The sequence below is a fragment of the Ralstonia insidiosa genome (assembly GCF_008801405.1).
GTDB lineage: Bacteria > Pseudomonadota > Gammaproteobacteria > Burkholderiales > Burkholderiaceae > Ralstonia > Ralstonia insidiosa.
On record NZ_VZPV01000001.1, the window covers coordinates 1,344,150 to 1,370,379 of the forward strand.

Here is a 26,230-nt window from a genome sequence, read left to right on the forward strand (position 1 = left end):
ATTGCCTTCGCCCTGCTCTCATTCGTATGAGGGGCGACACCAGAGCACTTCAGCATCGCTGCGAGACGTGACCTCCCCAAGGACGCGCCTCGCTTTTGTCTGGGCACACGGGGAGTGCCCCCAACAGATGCCGGCTGACTGCAACAGCGCGGCATCCTTACTAAAAACCGTTGCGATTCGAAACGCACGGCGCCATGCAAAAGAAAGGCGCCTACCGAATCAGCGCAGCGGACGGAGGTAAGTATGAACGGTTGGAAAACCCTTCATTCTTCCGGGATCGGTTCGGCGCTGCAACGCCGGCTCGTCACCCCGGTCGGCCGCCGCCTCGCGCGTGCTGGCCAAATTGCGCTGCCTCGTAAGCTGCGCATGGAATTGAACGCAGGGAGCGCCGCCGCGTCCCGCAATGAGTTGCATCCTGGCGTCCTGCTGGTGTTCCGCAGCGGGCATGTCGTGCTGAACAGCGTCGGCGTGCTGGCCGTTGTGGCTGCGGTCGCGCTCTCGCTCAATGGCGAGTGGCGTGCCATGGTCGCTCAACGCGTGCTGCATTTCACACCGGGTGCGGACACCAACGTGGCTTCGGCTACGCCGCCCGCCGTCTCGGCTGGTGTTGAGCCGGTCGCATTTGCACCGACCGCACCGTCGGCCGGCATGGGCGCCGCCCAGGCTGTGGCGTCTGCTGCGCCTACCCAAACGGGTGGCACGGTGGCGGCTGCGGGTTGGGATTCGCTGTCCAAGGTGCCTTCCGTGGCTGAGCTGGCTGCGCAGATTCCGAACACGCAGGTCGCTCGCGACGCGCGTGAGTCGGCGACTGCCGGTACGCCGCGTGAGCAGGCCGCCGTGGCTGAGTACATCGCCCGCAAGTATCGCGTGGCGGCCACCGCTACCGGTCAACTGGTGAAGGCGGCCTATCAAACAGGCAAGGAAGTCGGCATCGACCCGCTGCTGATCCTGGGCGTGATGGCCATTGAGTCCAGCTTCAACCCGTTTGCCGAAAGCGGCATGGGTGCGCAGGGCCTGATGCAGGTGATGACCAAGGTCCACCAGGATAAGTATGAGGTGATGGGTGGCGTGAACGCTGCGCTCAACCCGTACGCCAACATCAAGGTCGGTGCGCTGGTGCTGAAGGATTGCATCGCCCGCGGTGGTTCGATCGAAGGCGGCCTGAAGCTGTACGTTGGCGCCGTGACGCAAGGTGATGGCGGCTACGGTAGCAAGGTGCTGGCAGAACGTTCGCGTTTGCGCATGGTGGCGACGGGCCACAAGTCGCCGGTGACCATGGCGTCCGAGCGTGAGTCGGCCAAGCCGGTCGCGGCAGCGACGCCTGTGGCTCAGGCCGATGCGAAGGCACAGGCTGTGAAGCCTGCCGACAAGCAACCGGTTGCCGGACAGCAGGAAGAAGCGCGTCTGGACAACAAGTTGCAGGGCCAAGCCTGATCGGCAGACGCTCCGCCCTCTATATATAAGAGGGTGAAAAAAAGGCCGTCCTTCGGGGCGGCCTTTTTGCTTGGGTGTCCGGAGCCGGTGGCTTAGCGCCCGAACAGCTTGCCAAGTCGCGTGACGGCTTCCTCAAGATGATCCATCGCCGTGGCGTAGGACAGGCGGATGTAGTGGCGCGCCGTGTATGGCCCGAAATCCAGCCCCGGAACGAGTACGACGCCCGCTTCTTGCAGCATCGATTGGGTGAGGGCATCTGCATCCGCCGCATGCGGATGGTTCACGCCACGGCAGTCGGCGTAGACATAGAACGCGCCATCCGGCTTGACCGGCACCTTGAAGCCGAGCGACTCCAGTGCCGGCACGATGAAATCGCGGCGGCGGCGGAATTCGGCCTTGCGACTGTCGTAGATGGCCAGCGCTTCGGGTTCGAAGCACGCCAGCGCCGCGTGCTGTGCCACGGCCGACGCACAGATGAACAGGTTCTGCGCGACCTTCTCGAACTCGGGTACCAGTTCGGCAGGCGCCACCAGCCAGCCGAGGCGCCAGCCGGTCATGTTGAAATACTTCGAAAAGCTATTGATCGTGACGACATCGTCGCCGAACGATAGTGCAGAGACCGGCGCCTGGTCGTACGACAGGCCCTGGTAGATTTCGTCGACGATCGAGAAACCGCCGCGTGCACGCACCGTCTGTACGATGCGCTGCAGCTCGTCTGGCAGGATCGACGTACCAGTCGGGTTGGACGGTGAGGCCAGCAGCACACCCTGCGTGCGCGCCCCCCAATTGGTTTCTACCTGCTCAGTGGTCAATTGAAAGCGCTGTTCCGGCCCCGATGGAATCAGCTTCGCCACGCCATTGAAGGCGGCAACGAAATGCCGGTTGCACGGGTAGCTCGGGTCGGGCATCAGCACCTCGCCGCCAATTTCCACCAGCACCGCACATGCCAGCAGCAGCGCTGCCGACGCGCCGGCCGTGACGATGATGCGCTCGGGCGCAATGTTTAGGCCGTAGGTGGTCTGGTAGTAGCGGGCGATGGCCTCGCGCAGCGGGCGGATGCCCAGCGCGCCGGTGTATTGCGTCACACCGCGCCGCATGGCATCGGCGGCGGCCTGCACGACGGGCTCGGCGGCGGTGAAATCCGGCTCGCCGATGCCCATGTGGATGATGCTGCGCCCCGCCAGTTCCAGCTCGCGGGCCTGCTTGGCCAGCTCCATCACGTGAAAAGCGCGGATATTGGCCAGCCGGGCGGCTGTCTGCAGGCGGTGGGCGTCCATCTTGAAGCGAAGAAGCTAAAGGGGTACAGCGAACAGCAAACGCCAGATTTACCGGCGGGCAGCAACCTCAACAGCACGCACCTGAGCGGCCAGCTTGTCCAGCACGCCGTTGACGTACTTGTAGCCTTCCACACCGCCGAAGGTCTTGGTCAGTTCCACCGCCTCGTTGATCACAACCTTGTACGGGATGTCGACGCAGTGCACGAGTTCGTACGCGCCGACCAGCAGTGCCGCGCGCTCCACCGGCGACAGCTCGGCAACCGGGCGGTCGAGGAACGGCGTGAAACTTTCCGTCAGCGTGGTTTCTTCACGGATCGCACCGTGCAGCAGCGCATCGAAGTGCGCACGGTCGGCCTTGTTGAAGCCTTGTGCATCTTGCAGATGCGCCTCGACCACACCCGGGTCGTTGCGGTTGAGCAGCCATTGGTACAGGCCCTGCAGCGCCAGCTCGCGCGCACGGCGGCGCGCGCTCTTGGCGGGGGCCTTGGTCTTGGCCTGGGAATTGTCTTGCGTCATGGGAAAAGCCTTTGCGCGAACAGCCGCGCTTATTCGTTCTCTTCGTCTTGGCCGTGATCCTGCAGACCGTCGAGGTCGCTGGTCAGGTTGGCCATTTCAACGGCGGCACGGGCGCAGTCGCGGCCCTTTTCGCGGGTACGGGCGTGGGCCTGGGCGTCGGTGTCGGTGGTCAGGATGCCGTTGGCGATGGCGATGTTGAAGTCCAGGCCAACGCGCGTGATGCCGGCGGCGGATTCGTTGGACACCAGCTCGAAGTGGTACGTCTCGCCGCGGATCACGGCGCCCAGTGCGATCAGTGCGTCGAACTGGCCCGATTCGGCCATCTTCTGCAGTGCCAGCGGGGCTTCCAGCGCGCCCGGCACGGTTACCAGCAGCACGTCTTCGCCGGCCACGCCGAGCTGTTCAAGTTCAGCGACGCAGGCTTCGCGCAGCGCTTCGCACACGGGTTCGTTAAAGCGTGCCTGAACGATGCCGATGCGCAGACCTTCGCCGTCGAGATTGGTCGGGTAGAAGCCGTGTTCCATGGTGTGTTCCGGTTGGGGTTGCCCGTCAGGCAACGTCAGAAATTGAGAAGAAAGCGAAAAGGAGAAAACCAGCGCGGCAGCCGGAGCTGCCGCAGGAAAGCATCAGTGCGTGGCCGCCGTCGTTGCATCCGGTATGTCGGCCATCGATTGATAGGCCGTCACTTCCAGATCGTAGCCGGTCATGCTCGGCAGCTTGAGTGGCGAAGCCAGCACACGCATCTTGCCGACACCCACATCCTTGAGGATCTGCGCGCCAATACCGTAGATGCGTGGATCGGGTTTGCTGCGTGGGCGCTCGTGCGGGGCATCCAACGCGGTGAACTGGGTGAACAGGCGGTCCGGCGAATCGCCGCAATTGAGCAGCACGACCACGCCGGTCGGGGCGGCCTGCACGGCGCGCAAGGCAGCCGGCACGCTCCACGAGTGTGTGGTGCGCTGGCATTCGAGCAAATCCAGCACCGACAGCGGCTCGTGCACGCGCACCAGCGTCTCGGTACCCGGTGTCGGGTCACCCTTGACCAGTGCCAAGTGGGCATGGCCGGCGGCGCGGTCGCGGAATGCGACGGCGCGGAAGGTACCGAACTGGGTTTCCATCGCGCGTTCACCCACGCGCTCGACGATGCTCTCGGTGCGGCTGCGGTATTGGATCAGGTCGGCAATCGTGCCGATCTTCAGGCCGTGCTTCTTGGCAAACTCCACCAGATCCGGCAGGCGGGCCATGGTGCCGTCGTCTTTCAGAATCTCGCAGATCACGCCGGCCGGTGTCAGGCCAGCCATCGCGGTCAGGTCGCAACCGGCTTCGGTGTGACCGGCGCGCATCAGCACGCCACCCTTGCGGGCACGCAGCGGGAAGATGTGGCCCGGATTCACCAGGTCTGCCGGCTTGGCGTTCTTGGCTGCGGCCACCTGGATGGTACGGGCGCGGTCGGCGGCGGAAATGCCGGTCGTCACCCCTTCGGCCGCTTCGATCGACACGGTGAAGTTCGTGCCGAACTGCGTACCGTTGCGGCTCGCCATCATCGGTAGATCGAGCTGGTCGCAGTGCTCTTCGGTGAGCGTCAGGCACACCAGGCCGCGCGCATGCGTGACCATGAAGTTGATGGCTTCCGGTGTGACGAAATCGGCCGCCAGGATCAGGTCGCCTTCGTTCTCACGGTCTTCCTCGTCGACCAGGATGACCATGCGGCCGGCGCGGATTTCGGCAATGATTTCTTCGACTGTGGCGATCGACATGGCGTAGCAAGGGAAGCGCGCCGCTGGTCACCCCCGTTTGGTGGCCCTGCGACTGCGTAAATGGGAAGCCCGCTATTGTACGCCAAGGTGGCCGAGGCGATCCTCGGCTCTCGGGGTTTAAACGGTCGTGGGCTGGGCGAGTGTGGTGTGGCTCAGCATGCGCTCGACATAGCGGGCGATCAGGTCAATTTCCAGGTTGACCTGGCTACCGGCCTTCAAGTGCTTGAGCGTGGTCACGGCCACTGTGTGCGGGATCAGGTTGATCGAGAACTCGCAGCCGTCGGCATCGTCGCGCACGCTGTTGACGGTGAGCGATACGCCATTGACCACCACCGAGCCCTTGTAGGCCAGATATTTGCCCAGCGCTGGCGCGGCACGCACGCGCAGCTCGTGCGATTCGTTGACCGGTGCGAAATGCGTGACGGTACCCAGACCGTCCACATGGCCCGATACGAGGTGCCCACCGATGTGGTCGGCCAGGCGCAGCGCCTTCTCCAGATTCACCTCGCCCGGGTGCTCCAGGCCGACGGTTTTCGACAGCGATTCGCGGGAGACATCCACGTCGAACTGGGTGTCGGTCTTGGCGACGACCGTCATGCATGCGCCCTGGATGGCGATCGAATCGCCCAGAGCAACGTCGGCCAGTGGCAGGCCGCCCGAGTCGATGGACAGGCGTACGCCCGCATCTGCGTTGGAGCCAAGGGGCGTCACGGTTTCAATGCGGCCAACTGCGGCGACGATTCCAGTAAACATAGCGATCAGTCTGTCGGGTTGCGGCGCGCCAGGATGCGGAGATCGCCCCCGATGCGCGAGATATCGTGAAAGAAGAATTCGGCCGCGCCTTCCAGCGTTTGCAGCGGCCCCATATTGAACATGCCCTGGCCCGAGCCGAGCACCTTGGGCGCCAGATAGACGAGGATCTCGTCAACCAGCCCTTCGCGCAGCAAGGAGCCGTTGAGCTTGAAGCCAGCCTCGACGTGCAGTTCGTTGATTTCGCGGCGGCCAAGCTCGCGCAGCATGGCGGGCAGGTCTACCTTGCCCGCTGCATTGGGCAGGAGGACGACTTCTGCGCCGCGCTCAGCCAGGGCGCGCATGCGGCCGGCTTCGGGCTGCGCGGCAAAGATCAGCGTCGGCTCGTGGTGGCCGTCCGCGGTCAGGATGTGCGCGTCGAGTGGGACATCCAGCGCTGAGTCGACCAATATGCGACGTGGCTGGCGTGGCGTGGTCACGGCGCGCACGGTCAGGCGCGGGTTGTCTTCACGCACCGTGCCGATGCCGGTGAGGATGGCGCAGGCGCGCGCGCGCCAGCGATGGCCGTCGTTACGCGCTTCGGTTTCGGTAATCCATTGGCTGACGCCATTGTCCAACGCGGTGCGGCCGTCCAGCGATGCCCCCACCTTCACGCGCACCCAGGGCGTGCCGCGCGTCATGCGCGAGACAAAGCCGATGTTGAGTTCGCGCGCCTCGCGTTCCAGCAGGCCGCAGCGTACGTCGACGCCGGCATCGCGCAGCTTCTGCAGGCCGCGTCCGGAAACGGCAGGGTTCGGGTCTTCCATGGCAGCCACCACGCGTGTGATGCCGGCTTCGACCAGACGGTCTGCGCAGGGAGGCGTGCGGCCAAAGTGGCTGCACGGCTCCAGCGTCACATAAGCCGTCGCGCCGCGCACGTCCTGGCCGCGCGATTGGGCATCCTTGATGGCTTGGATTTCGGCGTGGTCCTGGCCGGCGGGCTGCGTATAGCCTTCGCCGATGACGGTGTCGCCATGCACGAGCACACAGCCGACGCGTGGGTTGGGCGTGGTGGTGAAGAGTCCCTTCTCGGCCAGCGCCAGGGCGCGCTGCATCATGGCGTGGTCGAAGTCGGAGAACATGGGTGAGAAAGCGAACGCGTTAAGTTAGGAGTCGGCGGTGTCGTCGCCGGTCGGCTTGCAACTGTCCCCGTCCGTGTCAGGGTTGCAGATGCGGGCGCGGCCAGCGTTGTTGATCCGCACGAGGCGCTGATGCCGTCCGCTAGAGATCTTAAGGGTCGCACCAAATAGCGGGCTGGACGTCTGCAAGTATCCCACAGACGAGTAGGAGAGCGTGTCGTTCGGCATGTTGGAGGGGGTGATCTTTACGGTGGGCATGGTGGGCAGCGTGATGGCGAGCACAGGCACATCCTCTGTCGCTGACGAAGCACCAGACGCAGGCGGGGAGGGTGCCATCGTCAGCATCCAGCTCTCGCCTTGGCCCGATGCTGGGTTCTTCGTCGGGCGGAGTTGAGTGGGCACATGCCGGTATTGGGCTGTCTCCTGCGCCACGGAAGCGGCGCTGGCAAAGCGTTCGGCGAGCAAGATTACGGTTTCGCGCTGCCAGCGGTCGACGATTGACGGGACGGCCGCGGTCGCCAGCACGCCGATGATGGCGATCACGATCGCCAATTCCAAGAGTGTCACGCCCGCTTGGCGGATTGGCCATGCGCGTCGGGTCATGGCCAGCATGCTGGAATGGCCGGCCTGCGTTCGCCTGTGGTGGTCAGCGTAAGCGTGCCGCAGAGTGGGTCTGGATGAAGGGGCATCGCGGCCATTTCCACGCATCTCTCTTCGTTTCTGTCGTTGCCGCATGGCTGGGAGTACAGCTTGTAGCCGTCGGCTTGTGGCAACGGAGGAGGCGGGGTCAGTAGTGTGGATGGCTCGAACGAGCCCGTGCGCGCATGTCGCAACTCCAGTTGGGCTACGGCGGAAACCAGGGCCGCGCCAGCCGCGGCGCGGCGCATGCGCTGCCAGTATGCCGGCCAGCTTGAAGTGGCAACGAAGGCCAGCGCAGCAACAACGACCAGCACAACCATGAGTTCCAGCAGCGTGAACGCGCGTAGGTGGCGGCGCATCAGCGTGCGCTCCCTTCGGTCACTTCACGCCAGCTAAGTCGGCCGAGTTGGCGCGTGTAGGTGAGGGTGTCGGCCTGGCGGATGTGCGCTCCGTCGATCTGCCATAGGCCGGTCTGCATGGCTTGCGTGGCACCGCCGCCGGGAGTCTGCACGGATGGCGCGTCAAGTGACGTGATGAGTGGTGTGCCGAAGAGTCTCTGGCCAGAGCGACCATCTTTGTTGGTAGGCAGGCCTGTGCGCGGGTCAAGCAAGTAAGCGCGTTCGTGGCCAGTGGTGTCGCGTGTGGTGAGTAGCAGGCTGTGCGTGCCTGCGCTGACAAGATCATCGGGTATCTGCCCCTGTGGCAGATCGATGCGCCAGCCGCGTGCGCCTGTGCTGCCGTCGGATTGGATGCGCACGCTGTCCACGTTATCGACTGCGCGGTGGCCGGTTAGATCTGTGCGAGAGAGGCCGCGTGGCAGGCTGTGCGCATCGGCCACGCCATACAAGGTGGCATCGCCATTTGTGTCCGCGGCGACAAAGACCAGCAGTGGCCCACCGGCCGTGGCAGCCAACAAGATGGGGCCGAGGATGCGCTGCGTGAGTCCGCTGAGTGAAGTGGCGGTGAAAAAAGGTGTGCGCCTTTGCGTCGCGTTCGTGCCGAGCGCGTCTTGCCAAGGAGCGGTGCCACTGAGATCGAAGCGCCAGATCTGGCCTTGGGCGTCGGCAGCGTAGGCAAGCGTAGCGTGCCCCTGAGGCCCCAACACTATGGCGGGCGCGCCCAGCCCGCCACGGCTCGCTACAGCCGGCACGCTGATCGCATCGGCCGTGCGTGGGTGATCCAACGCCAGCAACAGCAGGCGGCTCGTCACACGAGCATCCCCCTTGCCGTTGCCGCTGATGGCAAACCACCTTGATTGCGTGCCACTGCGGTCAGCCAGCGGCACGATGGGGATCGGGCCGTCGATGTGGCCGATGGTCGGGTCGTCGCTGGCGTCATAAGCCAGCATCGGCGGCGGTGTGGAGGCGGTGGGGTCGGTGATGTCCACCAGGAAGAGGCCGGTCCCCATCTCACCGTTGCCGCAGGCGAGCACGGAATGCCATTGCGCGCCCATCCATGCATCGGCGACAAAGGGACGGGGACAGACGGGAGGGGGTACCGGCTGGCCGGGAGATGCATTGCGCGCGGCCGTCGGGAGAGTGGTGTCGGACACAACCGCAAAGCGTTCTGCGCCGGTGCGTGCGTCGAAGCCATGTAGCAAGCCATCATTGGCCCCGATGTAGACCATCCAGGGGCGCTGGGCATGTTGCAGGCGGAAGCTGTTATGGCGCGGGTCAAGTATGAACCCTGGTGGGCCGACCAACTGCGCGTGCGCGCTGCGCATGCCCCCCAGGATTGACGTGCGCGGCCGCAGGCGTATTGCGTCATGCTCATGCTGCCGCACGCCGCGCAAATAGTCGACGCGCGCGGCGCCAAGCCCGTTGTTACCATCTAGCTCGGTCTGTTGCATGGGCGACAGTCCTTCCCAGCGCAATGCTATTGGTGTGCGTGCAGTGGTATCGCGGCGGAATGTCCAAAGCTGCCGTGTGTCCGGCGGTGTTGTGTCGATCAGGTGACCGGCTTCCCAAAGGTCGGGCGGTGTGGGGGCATCCGGTGTGCCGAGTGTTGGCAGAAATTGCAGTGCGCGCAGCCGGCCACTCCATGCGTCGCCACCGGGAGTGATGACGAGGTGCGTGGGCAAGTCTCCTGCTGGATGGTCACCGGTGGCGGCAGGCGTTGAAGCGGCCAGTGTAGCGATTAGCCAGGCACCGAGGCGTAGTGCGGTCATTGCGTGTTTGCTTGAGGGCGGTAGACCGTTTGCAGCACCACGTTGATGCCTGGATCGACACCAAAGCCGACCGCAGTGATGCGAAAAAGGGTAGGCAAACTTGCCGTGCCGGCTTGTATCCATTGGCCGGGCTGGGTATCTGGAATCGGCTCAATGACGTAGCGGGCACCCTGAGGCGGCCTACGCTGACCCATGGTGGAGAGCTTGCGAAGAACAAAGGCGTCGGTCGACGTGTCGAGCAGCTTGGCAAGCGACTGGGCGGATTGCCCTTCCAGTGGCCAACACAGTCCCTTACGGTTTCCGCAGCTACCCGGAGTGAAACCTGCCAGCATGACAAGGTCTTCCTCGGTGATGTGCGCATTGCTGATTGGGGCGCGGCAAGCGGAATAACTTGGCGTGCGCGTGGCGATCGCCAACTGGCACTCGGCCTCCGTCAACGCGGTTTCGGCTTCCTGCAAGGCGAGTGCACGATCAGCCGAGAGCGTGGCGCGACGGCGGTGGTCTTGCACCATATGTAGCGCGGCCATCATCAGCAGGCCGATGATGATCAAAGCCCCGGTGACGGCGATGATCGAGAAGCCGTGTTGACGTGTGTGCGGTATCAACATGCATCCGCCTCGCAATGCAGCGGGTTGCGCACGGCCAGCGTGACGGTGAAGCGGGCGCGATTGCGGCGCGCATCTTGCGGTGTGAATTCCAGATCTTGTGCTTGCGCCCGTGGGGCGTCGAGCCCTGGAAATAGCGCGGTCTTGATCGAAGGCGGAATTCTGGGCGACCACCGATCACCGCGCACCACGACTGCCGCATGCACCTGTCGTACACGATACCAATCGTCGTCCTTCATCATGCGCGCCGGCAGGGTTTCTGCCGGTGCCGTAGCGGTGGGGGCCAGCGTGTAGAGCAGTTGGAGGGTTTCGACGCCACGCACCATGCCGTAACCGGTTCTTGCTGCTACGGGGGCATTGGTATTGCGCACGAAGGACTTGCACATGAGTTGCGGCACCCTCTCTGCCTTATTCGTCGTGCTGAGCGAGACATACAGCAGCATGCCGCCCAGGCGCGGATCTTCATTGCCGCCGTCACGCTCTGATACGGCCAAGCTAGCGCAGTCGAGCATGGCGCCGTCTCCTGCACCGTCGGATGCAGACTTGCTGCGGCCGGCAAAGCGCACCAATAGGGCATCGCTGCCTTGTATGCCGTGTCTGTCGCTACACGCCAGTGTGGTCCCTGGCTCCATCTTTGGGCCGCCACAGTCGTCGGCACCGACGAGCGACGGTGGCGCGCTGGCATTGGGCCAGCGACGCGTGGATGATAGGGCCGGGGTGTCGGTGATCCACCCGGCTTGGCGCACCGCCCGGCCTATCAACTCCAGCGCCTGCATGCCTCGATCTTCAATGAGGGCTGCATCGGCCAGACGCAGATAGCGCTCTCGTGCGACCAGTGTCAACTGCAGCGCAATGCCCAGCACTAGCAGCGCGATGACCATACCAACCAGCAACTCGACCAACGAGACGCCGCGCGCGGGTCGGATGAACGGGCGCGCCATATCAGCGGCTTTTTTCTGATTCGGTGAGCAGATCAAGGACCTCTTTGCCGAGTTGGCGGGCCGCGTGACTCGTGGCCTCGAGGTGCTCGAGCGCATGAAACATGGCCGCTGCACCCAGGGAGAGCAGCGCCAGGGCGATGAGGGATTCGATCAGGATGGCGCCGCGTTGGCGGGGGCGGTAGGAGCGGGAGGACATGAGGCGGCTGACGCTTAGCGAAACCGCCTCAAGTTAGTGTGAATTTGGCCGTATAAGTGTCATATCTGGTCAATACCCTCTCTGGTCGTCAAGCATAAAACGACTCCCTGACTGAGTTTCGCTAAAGATCGTTGGTTTTTTGTCAAAACCGACCTTGCTGAGCCTTGCTGTTGAGGGAGGGGGTTGTTGACACTTTTTGACTAATTCCCCACTATTTCGGGGGGTGCGTCTGCCTACGCTTTTGTTGTTGGCAGATCGTCGTGTTCAACGGGGGTTGAGTGCGGCCCAACAAAAGAACTCGGGAAGTTCAGGAATCAGCAGCGCGCGCGACAGCAATGGCGCCGTGACTGCCGCATAACAAAATGTCGGGGGTAAATATGCAAAACGGGACTTCGCCTATCGGGCGATGCGGGTTTCCAGTCGGTTCACTGTCGTACTGACATGGCGGCCGCGGTACGCAAATACATTACCGCGCATCAATTTCGATCGTCACGCAGCCGCTGGCCTCTGAGTCAGACAGAGCGGCGTGTCGATGGTGTCGGCGTTCGTGCCGACATCGTGTCGCTTCACAGCCAAATTCATACAGATATGTCGCATCCGAATGAGCGAAGCGGCGTGCGGGGGCGCGCCGGTTGCATTCGTTCGAGCCGCATGGGCGGTATTTCGCTGATTGAACTGCTGGTGACGCTGGCCATCGTGGCGGTGCTGGCAATCATTGCGACGCCGTCGTATGTCGGGCTCACGCAACAGGTCCGCTTGCAGGCTGAAGCTAACTCGTTGGTCAACGATCTGCAGTTTGCGCGTAGCGAGGCAATCAAGCGGGGGCTGCCGGTCAGTTTGTGCCCGTCGTCCAACGGTACTTCGTGCAATACGGTTAACCCCACGTACTGGGAAAAAGGTTGGATCGTGTTCAACGATGTCAACGGCTCCGGCACGACCGATTCCGCCAGCGATGTGCCGTTGCGTGTGCGTGCACCGCTTACGAACAACGACACATTCAGGGCTACTGCATCAAGTCCAGCGGCTTCCGCTGTGACATATAGCCGAGACGGTTTCGCGATGAATTTGGCTAGTGGGACAGTCACGATGGCCCTTCGTACCTCGCCTCCAAACAACAACGCGACGCGTTGTGTGGAGATCAATTTGGTTGGGCGGCAGGCGGTTTTAACACCGGGGACACGCGCATGCAGTTGACGATGCACCGGCGTCAAGCCGCTGGCTTCTCGCTGATTGAGGCGCTGATCACCATGGTGGTGGTTGGCGTTGGCCTGTTGGGTTTGGCAAAGATTCAGGCCGCAGCCGTCGGTAATACGCAGATTTCGCGGGTGCGTTCGTTGGTGGCGTTGCAGACAGAAAGTTTGGCGGCAGCCATGCACGGCAACCGTGCGTTCTGGGCGGCAGGTGGTACTGCTCCGGCGACGTTCAGTGTCGCTGGCCAAACCGTTACGGATAGCTCGAACGTGCTGAACCAGACGCTGGCTCCCGGCCAGTGTTTGACTGGGAGCCCGTGTACGCCACAGCAATTGGCTGCGTATGACGTTCAGCAATGGGCCAGCACGATGAATGGGAACTTCCCCGGCTATGGCGCCACGGTCAACTGCACCACAACGGTAGGCGTGCCGGTGAACTGCAACATCACGGTGACCTGGAACGAGAAGTACATCGCCGTCAACACGCCGACAGCATCGGCTGCTGCTGCAGCAGCGCCGACAACGCAGCAGAGCTTTACGGTCTACGTCCAGCCATGAACGCCAAACCGATGACTCCCCGTATGCGATTGGGTCGCCGGCAGGCTGGTACGAGCTTGGTTGAGATCTTGATCGCGATGGTGATCGCGCTGTTCATCATGAGTGGCGTGGTGGTGATGTTCGTGAACATGCAGAAGACGTTTACGAGCCAAGATCAACTTGCGCAACTGCAGGACAGTGAGCGACTGACGCTGACCATTCTCACCAATGTCGTACAACAGGCGGGATTCTTTCCGAACCCGCTGGTCAATACCGCGCTGGGAGCGCTGCCGGCTTCCGGTTCGTTGGCGGCAGGGCAGGTGATTACCGGTACGTCGGGTGCCAGCGCTGGCAAGGACACGCTGACGACGCAGTTCGCCACCGCCAGCGGCGACGGCAACATGAACTGCCTCGGCCAGGCGAACACGACAGGCAGCCAGCAGGTCTACGTCAACACGCTATCCATCAGCCCGAACAACGAGCTGCAATGCACGTTGACCGTTTCCGGCGGAACGCCGACCACGGTACCACTGGTGAGTGGGGTGAGTGGGCTCACGGTTTTATACGGCACCGATACCAATGGCAATGGATACAGCGACACGTATTTGACAGCCGCTCAGGTGACGGCGGGGGGCTACTGGTCTTCGGTGCACTCCGTTCAAGTCAAACTCCAGTTTGCGACGCAGTTTGGTAACCAGGTTGGGCAGACAAACAACTCAACCTGGGTACAGACCATCAGCTTGAAGAACCAGCAATGAGCACGACGATGCGTTTTTCCAAGGTGCCAGGGCAGCGCGAGCGAGGCTACACCCTCATCGTTGGGCTCTTGCTGCTGCTCGTGCTCACCTTGTTTGCCGTGGGGATGTTTCGCAGCTTCGGCTTGCAAGAGAAGATTGCGGCCAACACACGCGACAAGCAACGCGCGCTCGAGGCTGCGCAGAGCGCGCTCCAGTACGGTGAGTGGTGGCTGGGGCAAGGCAACGGCTCGACCGGCACGACGTGCACTGGGGTCAACAATGGCAACACGCTGGCCAACATGCGGGTCTGCAATATCGGTTTGTTGACGCCCGCGACGTTGCCTTGGGGCGTTGGGACCACGTACCTGCCGCCATTCATGACGGCGAACGGTGGTGGTGGCATGGCCGGGGCGAGCTCGCCCGCCGGGGATATCAATTACGCGGGTGTTCCGGGCATGTACATCAACTACCTCGGCTTGACCCCGAACGGGCTCGCTCAACTCTATCAAGTCACTGCTTACGGCTATGGCGGTGACGCAACAACAGCGGCAGTGGTGCAGAGCACTTATCAAATTACGTCCGGCGCCAAGGATCTGGGGCAACAGTGATGAAGAAAAATCAACGAATTGTTCTGTTGGCGACTGCGGCGCTGCTGCCTGAGGCTGCGCGGGCGCAGCTGGTGATTAGCGACAACCTGACCGGGGTGTCTTCCTCCTACAACTGGCAAAGCCTGAATGGCGCGTGCCTGACGGCAGGCAATAACACTGGTTCGATCCCAGCGTGCTCAGGATTGAGCTATTACAGCGGTACAACACTGGTAGGCGGTGTGAACGGGACATTGCCCGACGCCGTTGGGCAGGGGGCTTTGCGGCTGACCAACGGTGACACCACTACCGGAAGTAACGGTAACAACCAAACCGGTGCGGTTGTCTCAAACTTTACTTTCCCTACCAATCAAGGGTTGCAGGTCACATTTACGACCGTGACTTACGGCGGTAACGCCTATAAGAACGCCTCAAAACAGGCATCCGGTGCCGATGGCATCAGTTTCTTCCTGGCCGATGGTTCGAAGCCGGCAACGGTGGGGGCGCTCGGTGGGAGCCTTGGCTACAGTTGCTCCAACGGTAACCCTACCTATGATGGTGTTCAGGGTGGCTACATCGGTGTGGGGATCGACGAGTTCGGCAATTTCTCGAACTCGAATGACAACACCAGTAGTGGCGCGAATGCTAATGGGGGTGCCGGTGCAATCCCCAGTCGTATCAGCTTGCGGGGCGCGGGCAACACCAATTGGGCGAACCTGTCCACCAACTATTCGAAGTACTATCCCGCGTCGAATCTGAGTACGTCGCAAGCCAACGCCGTCCAGAGCACGTGCGCTGCGGGATATCTCTATAACTTCAGCGGCAAGTCTCAAAAAGACGCGCACGGGAATACGATCTACGACGGCAATCAAACCACCGAGCAGATCCCCTACAACTACAACTACATTACCGGCAGCACGCTCGGCAACAACGTCACGATCTACAGCCAGGAGGCGGCTGGAACGAATTCCTCGGGCGGGAGTAAGGCGGTGCGTGGGAACGCAACACCGATTACTTATGCACTCACAATCACGCAAGATGGCTTGCTGAGTTTGTCGTATAGCGTGAATGGCGGGACTGCGCAGACGGTGCTGAACAAGCAGAGTATTACCGCTTCGAATGGGCCGTTGCCTTCCTCTTTCCGATTTGGTTTCTCTGCGGGTACCGGCGGCGGCAGCAATGTCCACGAAATCACCTGCTTCAAGGCCGCACCAGTCGGTCAGGCCAGTAGTTCTGCCGGTACTAACGTGCAACAGTCGGCGCGTGTGCAGGCAGGCACCCAGGTGTACCTGGCTTATTACCACCCGACGAACTGGTGGGGTGAGCTGACTGCGCAGAATTTGGTGATGGATCCCACGACGGGGATTGTGTCCATTGCTACCAACGCCAATTGGAATGCCAGTTGTAACCTGACGGGCGGCGCTTGCCCTGCAATCAGCTCGACGGCAACCGTGACAGCACAAGGGCCGACGGCGCGCAGCATTCTGACCTGGAACGGCTCCAGCGGGGTTCCCTTTCAATGGGCCAATCTGACGTCCGCGCAAAAGACTGCATTGGACAGCGGTTCCGCCAACAGTGCCAGCAGCCCTCGTCAGCAGTATCTGCGTGGAGCCCGCACTTATGAGGTCAGCAATGGAGGCTCCTTCCGCACCCGCAATGGTGTGCTGGGTGACATCATGAACTCCAGCCCCACTTGGGTTGGTGCACCGTCGGCACCGTACAACGGTCCGTGGGTCGACGCTCTCTACCCGACGGCAACGCCACCCGAGCCGGCTGGCAGCTACGCGCTTTTCAAGACCAACAACGCGACGCGTGCAAACGTGGTGTATGTGGGTGCCAACGACGGCATGCTGCATGGTTTCCGCGCCGGCGGTTACGACACCAATGGCAATTTCACTACTGCAACGACGCCGAACGATGGACAAGAGGTGCTGGCCTATATGCCGGCCGCTGCCCTGAATACCATCTATAACGCCAACGGGAATCTGGATTTCAGTTCACCTTCGTACGCGCACAATTTGTTTGTAGACGCTACCCCCGGTACCGGCGAGCTCTATTACGGCAACGCCTGGCATACGTGGCTGGTGGGCGGTCTGGGTGGCGGCGGCAATGCGAACGGCGTCATCGGTGACAACACCACTGCGGGCACAGGCGCAATCTATGCGCTTGATATCACCAACCCGGCGAACTTCAGTGAGAGCAATGCCAGCTCACTGGTCATCAAGGAGTGGTCGCCCTCAAACCTCTCGTGTACCAACTACACCGGGACAAACAGTTGTGCCGGCTACCTCGGCAACACCTACGGCACGCCGGTCATCCGCCGTCTGCATAACGGTAACTGGGCAGTTCTGTTTGGCAATGGCCTGAACAGCCCGAATGGCTCGGCCGGTCTGTACGTTCTCTTGGTCGCAAATGACGGTACTACGTCGTTCTATTACCTCGACACCGGCTACGGTCCAAGTAAGGACCCACTCGGCAAGAACAACAAGAACGGTATTGCCTACGTGACACCCGCTGATTTGGATGGTGACCACATCACGGACTATGTCTACGCAGGCGATGCTTTCGGCAACGTCTGGCGTTTTGACCTGACCTCGCAAAATCCGACGCAGTGGAACGTGTCCACTACACCGCTGTTCTCGACGCCTGCAGGGCAGCCGATTACCAGCAAGGTGGCAGTGGCGGCGATCCCTGGTACCGGTACTGGCGCGCCGCGCGTACTGGTCAGCTTCGGCACCGGGCAGGCTTTCCCGCAGACGCAAACAAATGCGGCCACCTACGCAAGTGGCTCGGCACAGTGGCTTTACGGCGTTTGGGATTGGAATATGAATGCCTGGAACCGGGGCGCCGCTTCAGCGGCTCAGTATGCGACGCTCAACCCAACGCAAACCGTCACTGCATCGACGCTGCTGACGCAGACAATCACGGCCACGTCTACCAGTTCTGGAACGACACCGTCGTACCGGACGGTGAGTAACGGCAAAGTCTGCTGGGTGGGCTCTACCGCTTGTGGCAGTGCAGCTAACGCAAATACCCAGTATGGCTGGAAGCTCATGCTGCCCAGCACGACAACGGGTTCGGGTTCGAGCGCAGTTACCAACTATGAACAGGTCGTCTATAACCCGACGCTGGCTTACGGCATGTTCATCGTCAATACGACGGTTCCGGCCGTGCAGCAGATTCTGTCGTGCACTTCGACTCCTGCGTCCGGTTACACCATGGCGATCTCTGTTGCATCCGGCGGTGCAGGCACTGCTTCGTTCTTTGGTGACAACAACAACAACTTCCCGACCTACAACGGCGGTATTGTCAGCGGCATTGGTCTGAGCGGTACCGGTACGCCGTCGCTCGTGACCGCCAACAAGTTGCCATATCTGGTGCAGCAGACGGTGAACGGCACGGGTACGGTCAACCAGATCAATCCGAGTGCTGCCGGCGTTGGCTCGCGCCTGAACTGGACCAAGCTGCGCTAATCATGAACCGAATGACCATACCCGCTGTGTTGCGCCGCCAAACCGGCTTTTCATTGATGGAGTTGATGATCACAGTGGCCATCATTGCCATCCTAGCGCGGATCGCTTATCCGTCTTACCAGCAGTACGTGCTCAAGTCACATCGCGCGGATGCGAAGACGGCGTTGTTGGATCTGGCTACGCGGCAGGAGCGGTTCTTTACGCTGCAGAACAACTACACCAGCTCGCCAACCGCGCTTGGCTATGCTAGCGGCGCCAGCTTCCCACTGGCCATTCAGTCCGGTACGCAGTCGTACTACCAACTGTATGTCGGCGTAACGGGGACGGCAGGCGCTAGCGGTACGGCTGCTCCTGGTTTTGCTGCTTCTGCTGTTCCGGTCAACGCGCAGGTTGCAGACGCGTGCGGGACATACACCATCAACCAGCTTGGTGTTCAAGGCAATCCCACCGCAGTCAATGGCAACACGCCAGCCCAATGCTGGTAACAAAAAAGGGCCCCTCGGGGGCCTTTCTCATTTGCGCACGCTGGGTGCCGAAACCTCATCCAGCACATCACGAAACTCCGCCAAATCCTCAAAACTCCGGTACACCGACGCAAACCGGATATACCCGATCTTGTCCAGCCGCTTCAGTTCGCGCATGACCAGCTCACCCACGCGGTCGCTGCCGATTTCCTTCTCACCGTGGCTGAGGAGTTTTTCTTCGATGCGGGCGATGGCCTCGTCGATGGCCTCGGCGGAGACAGGGCGCTTGCGCAGCGCCAATCGCATGGAATCCTTGACCTTGTTGCGGTCGTAATCGACGCGGCTGCCGTTCTTCTTGACGACAGCGGGGAAGAACAGCTCGATGCGTTCGTAGGTCGTGAAGCGGCGGTCGCAGGCTTCGCACTTGCGGCGACGGCGCACGGTGTCGCCTTCCTCCGACATGCGAGTCTCAATCACCTGGGTGGCCGCGTGGCCGCAAAAAGGGCATTTCATGCCGGTCTCCAACGAAACCCAAAAGAACGCGCTGCGCTAAAAGAACAACGCCGCGATGGCCCGCTTGGGGCGCATCGCGGCAGGGTACTACGTGGCCGCTGGCATGTGTGCCACGGCTATTGCCAACCGCTTAAGCGTAGACCGGGAACTGCTTGGTCAGCTCAGCCACCTTGGCGCGCACGGCAGCGATGTTCGCTTCGTCGTGCGGGTTGTCCAGCACGTCGGCGATCAGGTGCGCCACCTTCACGGCCTCCGCTTCCTTGAAGCCGCGCGTGGTCATGGCCGGCGAACCGAGGCGCACGCCCGAGGTCACGAACGGCTTTTCCGGATCATTCGGAATCGCGTTCTTGTTGACGGTGATATGCGCGTCGCCCAGCACCTTCTCAGCTTCCTTGCCGGTGATGTTCTTGGCGCGCAGATCGACCAGCATCACGTGGCTCTCGGTGCGGCCCGACACGATGCGCAGGCCACGGGCCATCAGCGTTTCGGCCATGGCGCGGGCGTTCTTGACCACTTGCTCTTGGTAAGCCTTGAACTCCGGCGACAGCGCTTCCTTGAACGCCACCGCCTTGCCGGCGATCACGTGCATCAGCGGGCCGCCCTGGATACCCGGGAAGATCGCCGAGTTGATGGCCTTCTCGTGTTCTGCCTTCATCAGGATCACGCCGCCGCGCGGGCCGCGCAGGCTCTTGTGCGTGGTCGTGGTGACGAAGTCAGCGTGCGGCACCGGGTTCGGGTACACACCCGCGGCGATCAGGCCGGCGTAGTGGGCCATGTCCACCATGAAGTACGCGCCGATCGACTTGGCGATCTTGCCAATGCGTTCGAAATCGATGCGCAGCGCGAATGCCGATGCGCCAGCGATGATCAGCTTCGGCTTCTTCTCTTGCGCCAGGGCTTCCAGCGCGTCGTAATCGATGTCTTCTTGGGCGTTCAGGCCGTAGCTGACCACGTTGAACCACTTGCCGCTCATGTTGAGCGCCATGCCGTGCGTCAGGTGGCCGCCTTCGGCCAGGCTCATGCCCATGATCGTGTCGCCCGGCTTGAGCACGGCGAAGAACACGCCCTGGTTGGCCTGCGAGCCCGAGTTCGGTTGCACGTTGGCGGCTTCCGCGCCGAAGAGCTGCTTCACGCGGTCGATGGCGAGTTGCTCAACCACGTCCACATATTCACAACCGCCGTAGTAGCGCTTGCCGGGGTAGCCTTCGGCGTACTTGTTGGTCAGTTGCGAGCCTTGCGCGGCCATCACGGCCGGCGAGGTGTAGTTCTCGGAGGCAATCAGCTCGATATGGTCTTCCTGACGCTGATTTTCCTTCTGGATGGCGGCGAAGATTTCGGGGTCGATCTGGTCGATCGTATAGCGGCTGCGTTCGAACATGGCGAGTGTCTGGTCTGAAACGAAACGGAAAAACGGAGATCGGGCGAGGCGGGCTTCGGGAAACATGCGCGCGGCTTGGACGCTGCTCCCGGTGTTGGCCGATTGCAGCGGGTGCCCAAGTCACCCTTTGCTTCCCATTCGCTGCCCAGGCGAGCGGCAGGCGTCGTTGTGCATGACGCCAGAAACCTTGCGCTTCCTCGTGGTCGGTGCCCACTGCCGAGGTCTGCGGTGTGTTGCTGCAGGCCCGGGATTCGCCAGTCGCGCAAGGTGGAATGGTTGCCCGCGAGTGTACGACAGGCCCTTGACTGCCGCAAGGCGCGGGGCGCTTGCCCAAGCACATTGCGGCGCAACAGGCGGCAATGCTTCAGGTAAACTCTGTTTTTCGCATTTTTTCAGGCTTGGAGACACTCCATGATCGTATTCGTGACCGGCGCAACCGCCGGCTTCGGTGCAGCTATCGCCCGACGTTTCGTGCGGGAAGGCCATCGCGTGATCGCGGCCGGTCGTCGTCAGGATCGTCTGGATGCGCTCAAGGCCGAGCTGGGTGATGCACTCCTGCCGGTCGTGCTGGATGTGCTGGATGCCACCGCGGTTGCCGCGCTGCCGGGCTCGCTGCCGGAAGGCTGGCGCGAGGTCGACGTGCTGGTCAACAACGCCGGCTTGGCGCTCGGCCTGGAACCCGCTCAACGTGCGGATCTGACCGACTGGGACCGCATGATCGGCACCAACTGCTCCGGCCTGGTCCATATGACGCGCGCGTTGCTTCCGGCCATGGTCGAGCGCAATCGTGGCCATGTCATCAACATCGGCTCGATTGCCGGGACGTACCCGTACCCGGGCGGCAACGTGTATGGCGCGACCAAGGCGTTCGTGCGCCAGTTCTCGCTGAACCTGCGCGCTGACCTGACCGGCACCCGCGTGCGCGTATCGAACATCGAGCCGGGCCTGTGCTCCGGCACTGAGTTCTCCAACGTCCGTTTCAAGGGCGACGATGCCCGCGTGGACAAGGTCTACGAAGGCACGGAGGCCCTCACCGCTGACGACATCGCCGAAGCCGTCTACTGGATGGCAGCGCTGCCGCCGCACTTCAATGTCAACGCAATCGAGCTCATGCCCGTTTGCCAGTCATTCTCGGCCACGAGCTTGACGCGAGACATGGCTTGAATCGTGTCATGCAGGGTTTGCCACACCGCGCAAGCCCTCGGCCGGCCGGTGGATGGCTGGCTGTCACATGAGCCTTGGTAAAATTGCTGGATGTCTTCTTTTGACTGGAACCTGCGCGTGTATTGGGAAGATACCGACGCAGGCGGTGTAGTGTTCTACGCCAACTATCTGAAATTCTTTGAGCGCGCCCGCACCGAGTGGCTCCGCGCGCTCGGGGTCGACCAGCAGGCGCTGGCCGACACGACCGGGGCCATTTTTGTGGTGCGCAGCACCGCTGTGGACTACCGCGCACCTGCCCGCCTGGATGATCTGGTCCAGATCCGTTCGCGTATGGAACGGGTTGGTCCGGCGTCAGTCCAATTTGCCCAGGAAGGCTGGCGCGGAGACGTTCTGCTCGCCTCAGGCACGATTCGTGTTGGATGTGTCGACCGGCTCACATTCCGTCCGACCCCGATCCCCGCTCCCGTACTCGCAACCATCAAAGCTGCCGCATGAATCCCGTCGAGGTCACACAAGATCTGTCGATCGTATCGCTGGTGCTGCACGCCAGTCTCTTGGTCCAGTTTGTCATGGGCCTGCTGCTGGTGATGTCGCTGTTCTCCTGGACGTACATCTTCCGCAAAGCCTTTGCACTGCGCGCCGCGCGCAGCCAGACCGAAACGTTCGAACGCGATTTCTGGGCCGGCGGTGATTTGCAGGCGCTGTACCAGAGCGCAGCCAACAACCGCCACAAGACGGGTGCGCTGGAGCGCATATTCGAAGCCGGCATGCGCGAATACCTCAAAACGCGCGAGCAGCAGCGCGGCGGTGGCGACCCAAGCGCCATCCTCGACGCGGCCCGTCGCGCCATGCGCGCCGCCTACCAGCGCGAGATGGATTCGCTCGAATCGCACCTGCCGTTCCTGGCGTCGGTCGGCTCGGTCAGCCCGTACATCGGCCTGTTCGGCACGGTGTGGGGGATCATGAACGCCTTCCGCGGCTTGTCCAACGTGCAGCAGGCCACGCTGTCGGCTGTGGCGCCCGGTATTGCTGAAGCGCTGGTGGCCACGGCCATCGGCCTGTTCGCGGCCATTCCGGCGGTGATCGCCTACAACCGCTATGCCACCGAGTTGGACCGCCTGGCCAACCGGTTCGAGAGCTTCATGGAAGAGTTTTCGAACATCCTCCAGCGCCAAACACGTTAAGCGCTAAGGAGCATCGTCATGGCTACCATCCAGCGAACGCGCCGCGCCCGACGGGCCAAGGCCGACATCAACGTCGTTCCGTACATCGACGTGATGCTGGTGCTGCTGGTCATCTTCATGGTGGCGGCGCCCGTGGTGAACCCCGGTGTGGTCAACCTGCCGTCGGTGGCCAACGCCACGCCGCAACAGACCCAGCCGCCCATCGTCGTGACCATCAAGGGCGACGGCACAATCCTTGCTCGCATCAAGACGGGCTCGGGTGCCACCGAACAGAAGCTCGCCAATAACAATGAGCTGCGTGCCTTCGTCAAGCAGCGTACCGATGAGAACCCCGATCAGCCGGTCGTCATTGCCGCCGACAAGGCCGTGCAGTACGACCGCGTGCTGACGGTGATGAGCGTGTTGAAGGGCGACGGCGTCAAGCGCGTCGGCCTGATGGTGAAGTCGCAATGAACGCGAAGATGTTTCCGGGCGAGGCAACCTGAACGTCATGGCTACAAGGTCGTTGAGCCCTGCGTTGCATCGTTACGAGCCTGTCCGCGAGCGCGGCACGCTGCGCGCGTTCGGGCTGGCAGTCCTCACGCATCTGTTGCTGATCACTTTCCTGTACTTTGGCGTGCAGTGGCAGAGCAGTACGCCGCGCGGCGAAGAAGCCGAGTTGTGGGATGAGGCGGCGGTTCAGCAGGCCGTGCAGACGGCGCCTCCTCCGCCCGAGGTGAAACCGGAACCCGTTATCAAGGCGCCGCCGACCAAGGTGGAAGAGGAAGCCGACATCGCGCTGGAGCAGAAGCGCAAGCGCGAGAGGGAAGCCGCGGCCGCAGCAACTGCCGCGCGCGAGGCTGAACTCGCCCGCCGGGCCGCCGAGGACCGCGCTGAAGCCCAGCGCCAGGCGCAGCTGAAAGTGCAGAAAGAACAGCAGGCCCGCCAGGCGGAACTTCAACGCAAGGCCCAGGCCGAACAGCAGGCCAAGGAAAAGGCGGCCGCTGCTGAGGCGCAGGCCCGCAAGAATGCGCAACTGCAAGCCCAGGCAGAGGCCAAGGCCAAGGCGGAAGCCGAAGCGAAGCAGAAAGAGTTGAAGGCGAAGGCTGCGGCAGATGCCAAGGCCAAGGCTGATGCGGAACGCAAGGCGGCCGAATCGAAGGCCAATGCCCAGCGCAACGCCAATCTGGCGCGCATGCAGGCCCTGGCGGGGGGTGCCGGCAAGGCAGAGGGCTCGGGTGGTGGCGTTGGCAACGCACAGGGTACGGGCGGTACGGCATCGGCCGGGTATGCCGAGCGCGTGCGCGCGAAGGTCAAACCGAACATCGTGTTCGACCCGGGCGCCATCAGCGGCAACCCGGCGGCAGTGGTGGCGGTGACGATGGCGCCGGACGGCTCGATCCTGTCCAAGCGGCTGACCAAATCGAGCGGCAACGGCGCCTATGACGAAGCCGTGATGCGTGCGGTGGAGCGCTCCGATCCGCTGCCGCGCGATACCAACGGCAAGGCCCCGTCAAGCGTCAACCTGACCTTCCGGCCCAAGGAATAACGCGCTGGCGTCGCCTCGGCGGCGCCGGCTTCCGGTTCACAGATTTGATACGGACGATGAACATGATGAAGATGTGGATTCCGATCTTCCGACGCGCTGCGCAGGCGCTGCTGCTGACGGCAGCATGCGCCGGCGTGGCCCACGCCCAGCTCAACGTGGAGATTTCGGGGGTCGGATCGAGCCAGTACCCGATTGCCATCGCCAACTTCCAGGGTGAGGCAGAAGCGCCGCAGAACCTCTCGGCTATCGTGCGGGCTGACTTGGTGCGCAGCGGCCGCTTCTCCAACGTGGATGTCGCCGGCGCCGTGGTGCCGGATAATCCGGCCCCGGATCTGGGTGCCTGGAAAACCCGCGGTGCTGCTGCCTTCGTGGGCGGCACCGTGACCCGCAATGGCGACCGCTACGAAATCCGCTTCCGCCTGTACGACACCGCCAAGGGTGAGAGCCTGGGCGGTCTGTCGCTCACGCGCGGCCCTGGGCAATTGCGTCTGGCTGCGCATGAAATTGCCGATTACATCTATCAGAAGCTGATCGGTGAGCGCGGCGTGTTTGCGACGCGTCTGTCGTATGTGTCGAAGGTGGGCCGTCGCTATCAGCTGCAAATTTCCGATTCGGATGGCGCCAACCCGCAGGTTGCGCTGACGAGCAACGAGCCGATCATCTCGCCGGCGTGGTCGCCGGACGGCACCAAGGTCGCGTATGTGTCGTTCGAGCTCAAGAAGCCGGTGGTGTACGTGCACGACTTGGTGGCCGGTCGCCGCACGGTGATTTCGAACCAGAAGGGCAACAACTCGGCGCCGTCGTGGTCGCCGGATGGCCGCCGCGTGGCGGTGGCGCTCTCGCGTGACGGCAATACGCAGGTCTATGTGGTCAACGCCGATGGCTCGGGCCTGCGCCGCCTGACCCGTAGCAGCGCGATCGACACCGAGCCGTCGTTCTCGCCGGATGGCCGCTCGATCTACTTCACCAGCGACCGTGGTGGCGCACCGCAGATCTATCGCATGTCTGCCGATGGCGAAGAAGCGGGGGGCGCGCAGCGCGTGACCTTCAAGGGTGGCTACAACACAAGCCCGCGCGTGTCGCCAGACGGCAAGCTGCTGGCCTATATCTCGCGCGTGGGCGGTGGGTTCCGTCTGTACACGCAGGACCTGACCAACGGCGATGTGAACGCGCTGACGGACACTTCCTACGACGAATCCCCGAGCTTTGCCGCCAACGGCAAGTTCATCCTGTATTCCACGCGCGTGGGCGGCAAGACGGTGCTGGCAGCGGTGTCGACCGATGGCCGTACGCGTCAGATTCTTTCCCTCCAGGCCGGCGAAGTTCGTGAGCCGGCGTGGGGTCCTTTCATGCAGTAACGAAGCAGTTCCTCTAGGAGAAATCGGACATGTCGAAGTCCCAAACCATGATCAAACTCGCAGCCATTGCCACGCTGCTGGCCCTGGGCGCTTGCAGCTCGGGCGTGAAGCTGGATGACACCGCCAAGAACGGCACGGGCGGTGCAGGCACGGGTGCTGACACCCGCACGGTCACCCCGGTGGACGTGGGCCGTGACGAGTTGACTGACCCGAACAGCCCGCTGGCCAAGCGCAGCATCTATTTCGATTTCGACAGCTACTCGGTCAAGTCGGAATACCAAGGCCTGCTGGGCCAGCACTCGCGCTACCTGCAGTCGCACAACCAGCGCAAGGTCCTGATCCAGGGCAACACCGACGAGCGCGGCACGAGCGAGTACAACCTGGCCCTGGGCCAGAAGCGTGCTGAAGCCGTGCGCCGTGCGCTGTCGTCGATGGGCGTGCCTGACAGCCAGATGGAAGCTGTGAGCCTGGGCAAGGAAAAGCCGCAGGCCACCGGTCACGACGAAGAGTCGTGGGCACAGAACCGCCGCGCCGACATCGTTTACTGATCGGCACGGTTTGAGGTTGGACGCGCCGGCTGCGATGCTGCGGCCGGCGTTCTTACGTTGGCAATCATATGGGTCTGTTGGTACCAAAAACGTACGCACGCAAGGGACAGATGAGCCGCAGGGCTAGGTGTGGGCAGCACCGCTTGGTTATTCCAAGCAAGCTGGCCGCAAC

General features: G+C 62.6%; 28 protein-coding genes and 1 riboswitch. Of the genes, 14 read left to right on the forward strand and 14 right to left on the reverse strand.

Features of this window, described 5'->3' with window-relative positions:
• The first annotated feature begins 243 nt into the window (after positions 1-243).
• The gene (locus tag F7R11_RS06460; RefSeq protein ID WP_064802057.1) at positions 244-1,434 is read left to right on the forward strand and encodes a lytic transglycosylase domain-containing protein; all 1,191 of its coding nucleotides are present in this window, start codon (positions 244-246) and stop codon (positions 1,432-1,434) included.
• A 92-nt stretch (positions 1,435-1,526) separates the two neighbouring features.
• Here F7R11_RS06460 and F7R11_RS06465 read toward each other — a convergent pair whose 3' ends face one another.
• The 12 genes from F7R11_RS06465 to F7R11_RS06520 form a co-directional block, all read right to left on the reverse strand.
• On the reverse strand, positions 1,527-2,711 hold the full coding sequence (locus F7R11_RS06465) for a pyridoxal phosphate-dependent aminotransferase (protein WP_064802058.1): 1,185 nt from the start codon (positions 2,709-2,711) through the stop codon (positions 1,527-1,529).
• A 48-nt stretch (positions 2,712-2,759) separates the two neighbouring features.
• Complete coding sequence (gene nusB, locus F7R11_RS06470) at positions 2,760-3,227, reverse strand: transcription antitermination factor NusB (RefSeq protein WP_039597640.1); 468 nt, start codon at positions 3,225-3,227, stop codon at positions 2,760-2,762.
• A gap of 29 nt (positions 3,228-3,256) precedes the next feature.
• The gene (ribH, locus tag F7R11_RS06475) at positions 3,257-3,751 is read right to left on the reverse strand and encodes a 6,7-dimethyl-8-ribityllumazine synthase (RefSeq protein WP_021195252.1); all 495 of its coding nucleotides are present in this window, start codon (positions 3,749-3,751) and stop codon (positions 3,257-3,259) included.
• A gap of 102 nt (positions 3,752-3,853) precedes the next feature.
• Positions 3,854-4,984 carry a bifunctional 3,4-dihydroxy-2-butanone-4-phosphate synthase/GTP cyclohydrolase II gene (ribBA, locus tag F7R11_RS06480; RefSeq protein ID WP_021195251.1) on the reverse strand — a complete coding sequence of 377 codons (1,131 nt, stop codon included), beginning with the start codon at positions 4,982-4,984 and terminating at the stop codon, positions 3,854-3,856.
• Between the two features lie 117 nt (positions 4,985-5,101).
• Positions 5,102-5,737 carry a riboflavin synthase gene (locus F7R11_RS06485; RefSeq protein ID WP_064802060.1) on the reverse strand — a complete coding sequence of 212 codons (636 nt, stop codon included), beginning with the start codon at positions 5,735-5,737 and terminating at the stop codon, positions 5,102-5,104.
• A 5-nt stretch (positions 5,738-5,742) separates the two neighbouring features.
• Entirely contained in the window at positions 5,743-6,855 is a 1,113-nt protein-coding gene (gene ribD, locus F7R11_RS06490) for a bifunctional diaminohydroxyphosphoribosylaminopyrimidine deaminase/5-amino-6-(5-phosphoribosylamino)uracil reductase RibD (RefSeq protein WP_064802062.1), read from the reverse strand.
• Between the two features lie 24 nt (positions 6,856-6,879).
• The gene (locus F7R11_RS06495) at positions 6,880-7,464 is read right to left on the reverse strand and encodes a GspH/FimT family pseudopilin (protein ID WP_231973163.1); all 585 of its coding nucleotides are present in this window, start codon (positions 7,462-7,464) and stop codon (positions 6,880-6,882) included.
• Positions 7,452-7,850, reverse strand: a complete 399-nt coding sequence (locus tag F7R11_RS06500; RefSeq protein ID WP_064802064.1) for a prepilin-type N-terminal cleavage/methylation domain-containing protein — start codon at positions 7,848-7,850, stop codon at positions 7,452-7,454. The genes F7R11_RS06495 and F7R11_RS06500 overlap by 13 nt, the downstream gene beginning before the upstream one ends.
• Entirely contained in the window at positions 7,850-9,658 is a 1,809-nt protein-coding gene (locus F7R11_RS06505; RefSeq protein ID WP_064802066.1) for a pilus assembly protein, read from the reverse strand. The genes F7R11_RS06500 and F7R11_RS06505 overlap by 1 nt, the downstream gene beginning before the upstream one ends.
• Positions 9,655-10,266 carry a pilus assembly PilX family protein gene (locus F7R11_RS06510; RefSeq protein ID WP_064802069.1) on the reverse strand — a complete coding sequence of 204 codons (612 nt, stop codon included), beginning with the start codon at positions 10,264-10,266 and terminating at the stop codon, positions 9,655-9,657. Before F7R11_RS06510 ends, F7R11_RS06505 begins: the two co-directional genes overlap by 4 nt.
• Positions 10,260-11,204, reverse strand: coding sequence for a PilW family protein (locus F7R11_RS06515; RefSeq protein WP_064802071.1), 945 nt, complete (start codon positions 11,202-11,204; stop codon positions 10,260-10,262). The genes F7R11_RS06510 and F7R11_RS06515 overlap by 7 nt, the downstream gene beginning before the upstream one ends.
• Before the next feature lies 1 nt (position 11,205).
• Positions 11,206-11,400 carry a prepilin-type N-terminal cleavage/methylation domain-containing protein gene (locus tag F7R11_RS06520; protein ID WP_064802074.1) on the reverse strand — a complete coding sequence of 65 codons (195 nt, stop codon included), beginning with the start codon at positions 11,398-11,400 and terminating at the stop codon, positions 11,206-11,208.
• A 441-nt stretch (positions 11,401-11,841) separates the two neighbouring features.
• Here F7R11_RS06520 and F7R11_RS06525 point away from each other — a divergent pair, with 441 nt between their 5' ends.
• Genes F7R11_RS06525 through F7R11_RS06550 form a run of 6 tightly spaced genes read left to right on the forward strand, consistent with a single transcriptional unit; the run spans position 11,842 to position 18,406 of the window.
• Positions 11,842-12,594 carry a GspH/FimT family pseudopilin gene (locus F7R11_RS06525; RefSeq protein ID WP_082932786.1) on the forward strand — a complete coding sequence of 251 codons (753 nt, stop codon included), beginning with the start codon at positions 11,842-11,844 and terminating at the stop codon, positions 12,592-12,594.
• Positions 12,585-13,148, forward strand: a complete 564-nt coding sequence (gene pilV, locus F7R11_RS06530) for a type IV pilus modification protein PilV (protein ID WP_064802076.1) — start codon at positions 12,585-12,587, stop codon at positions 13,146-13,148. Before F7R11_RS06525 ends, pilV begins: the two co-directional genes overlap by 10 nt.
• Positions 13,145-13,885 carry a PilW family protein gene (locus F7R11_RS06535; protein WP_064802078.1) on the forward strand — a complete coding sequence of 247 codons (741 nt, stop codon included), beginning with the start codon at positions 13,145-13,147 and terminating at the stop codon, positions 13,883-13,885. The genes pilV and F7R11_RS06535 overlap by 4 nt, the downstream gene beginning before the upstream one ends.
• Positions 13,882-14,472, forward strand: a complete 591-nt coding sequence (locus F7R11_RS06540; RefSeq protein ID WP_064802080.1) for a pilus assembly PilX family protein — start codon at positions 13,882-13,884, stop codon at positions 14,470-14,472. Before F7R11_RS06535 ends, F7R11_RS06540 begins: the two co-directional genes overlap by 4 nt.
• Positions 14,472-17,921 (forward strand): PilC/PilY family type IV pilus protein, encoded by a 3,450-nt coding sequence (locus tag F7R11_RS06545; protein WP_104577547.1) that lies wholly within the window; start codon positions 14,472-14,474, stop codon positions 17,919-17,921. Before F7R11_RS06540 ends, F7R11_RS06545 begins: the two co-directional genes overlap by 1 nt.
• A 2-nt stretch (positions 17,922-17,923) precedes the next feature.
• Positions 17,924-18,406: a type IV pilin protein gene (locus F7R11_RS06550; RefSeq protein ID WP_082932787.1), complete on the forward strand. Its 483-nt coding sequence runs from the start codon at positions 17,924-17,926 to the stop codon at positions 18,404-18,406.
• Positions 18,407-18,433: 27 nt separating this feature from the next.
• Here the strand turns inward: F7R11_RS06550 and nrdR are convergent, their stop codons facing one another.
• On the reverse strand, positions 18,434-18,898 hold the full coding sequence (nrdR, locus tag F7R11_RS06555; protein ID WP_064802084.1) for a transcriptional regulator NrdR: 465 nt from the start codon (positions 18,896-18,898) through the stop codon (positions 18,434-18,436).
• 130 nt (positions 18,899-19,028) lie between these two features.
• Entirely contained in the window at positions 19,029-20,276 is a 1,248-nt protein-coding gene (glyA, locus tag F7R11_RS06560; protein WP_064802086.1) for a serine hydroxymethyltransferase, read from the reverse strand.
• Between the two features lie 136 nt (positions 20,277-20,412).
• Positions 20,413-20,548: riboswitch (ZMP/ZTP riboswitch) on the reverse strand.
• Positions 20,549-20,687: 139 nt separating this feature from the next.
• On the opposite strand from glyA, the gene ydfG reads away from it, so the two are divergent.
• From ydfG to pal, 7 genes are all read left to right on the forward strand, one after another.
• Positions 20,688-21,440 (forward strand): bifunctional NADP-dependent 3-hydroxy acid dehydrogenase/3-hydroxypropionate dehydrogenase YdfG, encoded by a 753-nt coding sequence (ydfG, locus tag F7R11_RS06565; protein ID WP_064802088.1) that lies wholly within the window; start codon positions 20,688-20,690, stop codon positions 21,438-21,440.
• Between the two features lie 90 nt (positions 21,441-21,530).
• Entirely contained in the window at positions 21,531-21,935 is a 405-nt protein-coding gene (gene ybgC, locus F7R11_RS06570; RefSeq protein ID WP_021195233.1) for a tol-pal system-associated acyl-CoA thioesterase, read from the forward strand.
• On the forward strand, positions 21,932-22,624 hold the full coding sequence (tolQ, locus tag F7R11_RS06575; protein ID WP_021195232.1) for a protein TolQ: 693 nt from the start codon (positions 21,932-21,934) through the stop codon (positions 22,622-22,624). The genes ybgC and tolQ overlap by 4 nt, the downstream gene beginning before the upstream one ends.
• Positions 22,625-22,642: 18 nt before the next feature.
• A complete protein-coding gene (gene tolR, locus F7R11_RS06580) occupies positions 22,643-23,077 on the forward strand; it encodes a protein TolR (protein WP_048935074.1) in 435 nt (144 codons plus the stop codon).
• 37 nt (positions 23,078-23,114) lie between these two features.
• Positions 23,115-24,152: a cell envelope integrity protein TolA gene (gene tolA / locus F7R11_RS06585; RefSeq protein ID WP_064802090.1), complete on the forward strand. Its 1,038-nt coding sequence runs from the start codon at positions 23,115-23,117 to the stop codon at positions 24,150-24,152.
• Positions 24,153-24,208: 56 nt separating this feature from the next.
• Positions 24,209-25,510, forward strand: a complete 1,302-nt coding sequence (gene tolB, locus F7R11_RS06590; protein ID WP_021195229.1) for a Tol-Pal system beta propeller repeat protein TolB — start codon at positions 24,209-24,211, stop codon at positions 25,508-25,510.
• Between the two features lie 29 nt (positions 25,511-25,539).
• Positions 25,540-26,058 carry a peptidoglycan-associated lipoprotein Pal gene (pal, locus tag F7R11_RS06595; protein ID WP_021195228.1) on the forward strand — a complete coding sequence of 173 codons (519 nt, stop codon included), beginning with the start codon at positions 25,540-25,542 and terminating at the stop codon, positions 26,056-26,058.
• Positions 26,059-26,230: the final 172 nt, after the last annotated feature.

Excerpts from the sequence above, each read along its gene's own strand:
- tolA (WP_064802090.1), top strand. The coding sequence starts at position 23,115 with ATGGCTACAAGGTCGTTGAGCCCTGCGTTGCATCGTTACGAGCCTGTC.
- F7R11_RS06505 (WP_064802066.1), bottom strand. The coding sequence starts at position 9,658 with ATGACCGCACTACGCCTCGGTGCCTGGCTAATCGCTACACTGGCCGCT.
- F7R11_RS06545 (WP_104577547.1), top strand. The coding sequence starts at position 14,472 with ATGAAGAAAAATCAACGAATTGTTCTGTTGGCGACTGCGGCGCTGCTG.
- pal (WP_021195228.1), top strand. The coding sequence starts at position 25,540 with ATGTCGAAGTCCCAAACCATGATCAAACTCGCAGCCATTGCCACGCTG.
- ydfG (WP_064802088.1), top strand. The coding sequence starts at position 20,688 with ATGATCGTATTCGTGACCGGCGCAACCGCCGGCTTCGGTGCAGCTATC.
- ybgC (WP_021195233.1), top strand. The coding sequence starts at position 21,531 with ATGTCTTCTTTTGACTGGAACCTGCGCGTGTATTGGGAAGATACCGAC.
- F7R11_RS06540 (WP_064802080.1), top strand. The coding sequence starts at position 13,882 with ATGAGCACGACGATGCGTTTTTCCAAGGTGCCAGGGCAGCGCGAGCGA.
- F7R11_RS06550 (WP_082932787.1), top strand. The coding sequence starts at position 17,924 with ATGAACCGAATGACCATACCCGCTGTGTTGCGCCGCCAAACCGGCTTT.
- ribH (WP_021195252.1), bottom strand. The coding sequence starts at position 3,751 with ATGGAACACGGCTTCTACCCGACCAATCTCGACGGCGAAGGTCTGCGC.
- F7R11_RS06500 (WP_064802064.1), bottom strand. The coding sequence starts at position 7,850 with ATGCGCCGCCACCTACGCGCGTTCACGCTGCTGGAACTCATGGTTGTG.
- ribBA (WP_021195251.1), bottom strand. The coding sequence starts at position 4,984 with ATGTCGATCGCCACAGTCGAAGAAATCATTGCCGAAATCCGCGCCGGC.
- F7R11_RS06515 (WP_064802071.1), bottom strand. The coding sequence starts at position 11,204 with ATGGCGCGCCCGTTCATCCGACCCGCGCGCGGCGTCTCGTTGGTCGAG.
- F7R11_RS06510 (WP_064802069.1), bottom strand. The coding sequence starts at position 10,266 with ATGTTGATACCGCACACACGTCAACACGGCTTCTCGATCATCGCCGTC.
- tolR (WP_048935074.1), top strand. The coding sequence starts at position 22,643 with ATGGCTACCATCCAGCGAACGCGCCGCGCCCGACGGGCCAAGGCCGAC.
- F7R11_RS06520 (WP_064802074.1), bottom strand. The coding sequence starts at position 11,400 with ATGTCCTCCCGCTCCTACCGCCCCCGCCAACGCGGCGCCATCCTGATC.
- F7R11_RS06485 (WP_064802060.1), bottom strand. The coding sequence starts at position 5,737 with ATGTTTACTGGAATCGTCGCCGCAGTTGGCCGCATTGAAACCGTGACG.
- F7R11_RS06495 (WP_231973163.1), bottom strand. The coding sequence starts at position 7,464 with ATGCTGGCCATGACCCGACGCGCATGGCCAATCCGCCAAGCGGGCGTG.
- F7R11_RS06525 (WP_082932786.1), top strand. The coding sequence starts at position 11,842 with ATGGCGGCCGCGGTACGCAAATACATTACCGCGCATCAATTTCGATCG.
- glyA (WP_064802086.1), bottom strand. The coding sequence starts at position 20,276 with ATGTTCGAACGCAGCCGCTATACGATCGACCAGATCGACCCCGAAATC.
- nusB (WP_039597640.1), bottom strand. The coding sequence starts at position 3,227 with ATGACGCAAGACAATTCCCAGGCCAAGACCAAGGCCCCCGCCAAGAGC.
- nrdR (WP_064802084.1), bottom strand. The coding sequence starts at position 18,898 with ATGAAATGCCCTTTTTGCGGCCACGCGGCCACCCAGGTGATTGAGACT.
- ribD (WP_064802062.1), bottom strand. The coding sequence starts at position 6,855 with ATGTTCTCCGACTTCGACCACGCCATGATGCAGCGCGCCCTGGCGCTG.
- tolQ (WP_021195232.1), top strand. The coding sequence starts at position 21,932 with ATGAATCCCGTCGAGGTCACACAAGATCTGTCGATCGTATCGCTGGTG.
- tolB (WP_021195229.1), top strand. The coding sequence starts at position 24,209 with ATGAACATGATGAAGATGTGGATTCCGATCTTCCGACGCGCTGCGCAG.
- pilV (WP_064802076.1), top strand. The coding sequence starts at position 12,585 with ATGCAGTTGACGATGCACCGGCGTCAAGCCGCTGGCTTCTCGCTGATT.
- F7R11_RS06465 (WP_064802058.1), bottom strand. The coding sequence starts at position 2,711 with ATGGACGCCCACCGCCTGCAGACAGCCGCCCGGCTGGCCAATATCCGC.
- F7R11_RS06535 (WP_064802078.1), top strand. The coding sequence starts at position 13,145 with ATGAACGCCAAACCGATGACTCCCCGTATGCGATTGGGTCGCCGGCAG.
- F7R11_RS06460 (WP_064802057.1), top strand. The coding sequence starts at position 244 with ATGAACGGTTGGAAAACCCTTCATTCTTCCGGGATCGGTTCGGCGCTG.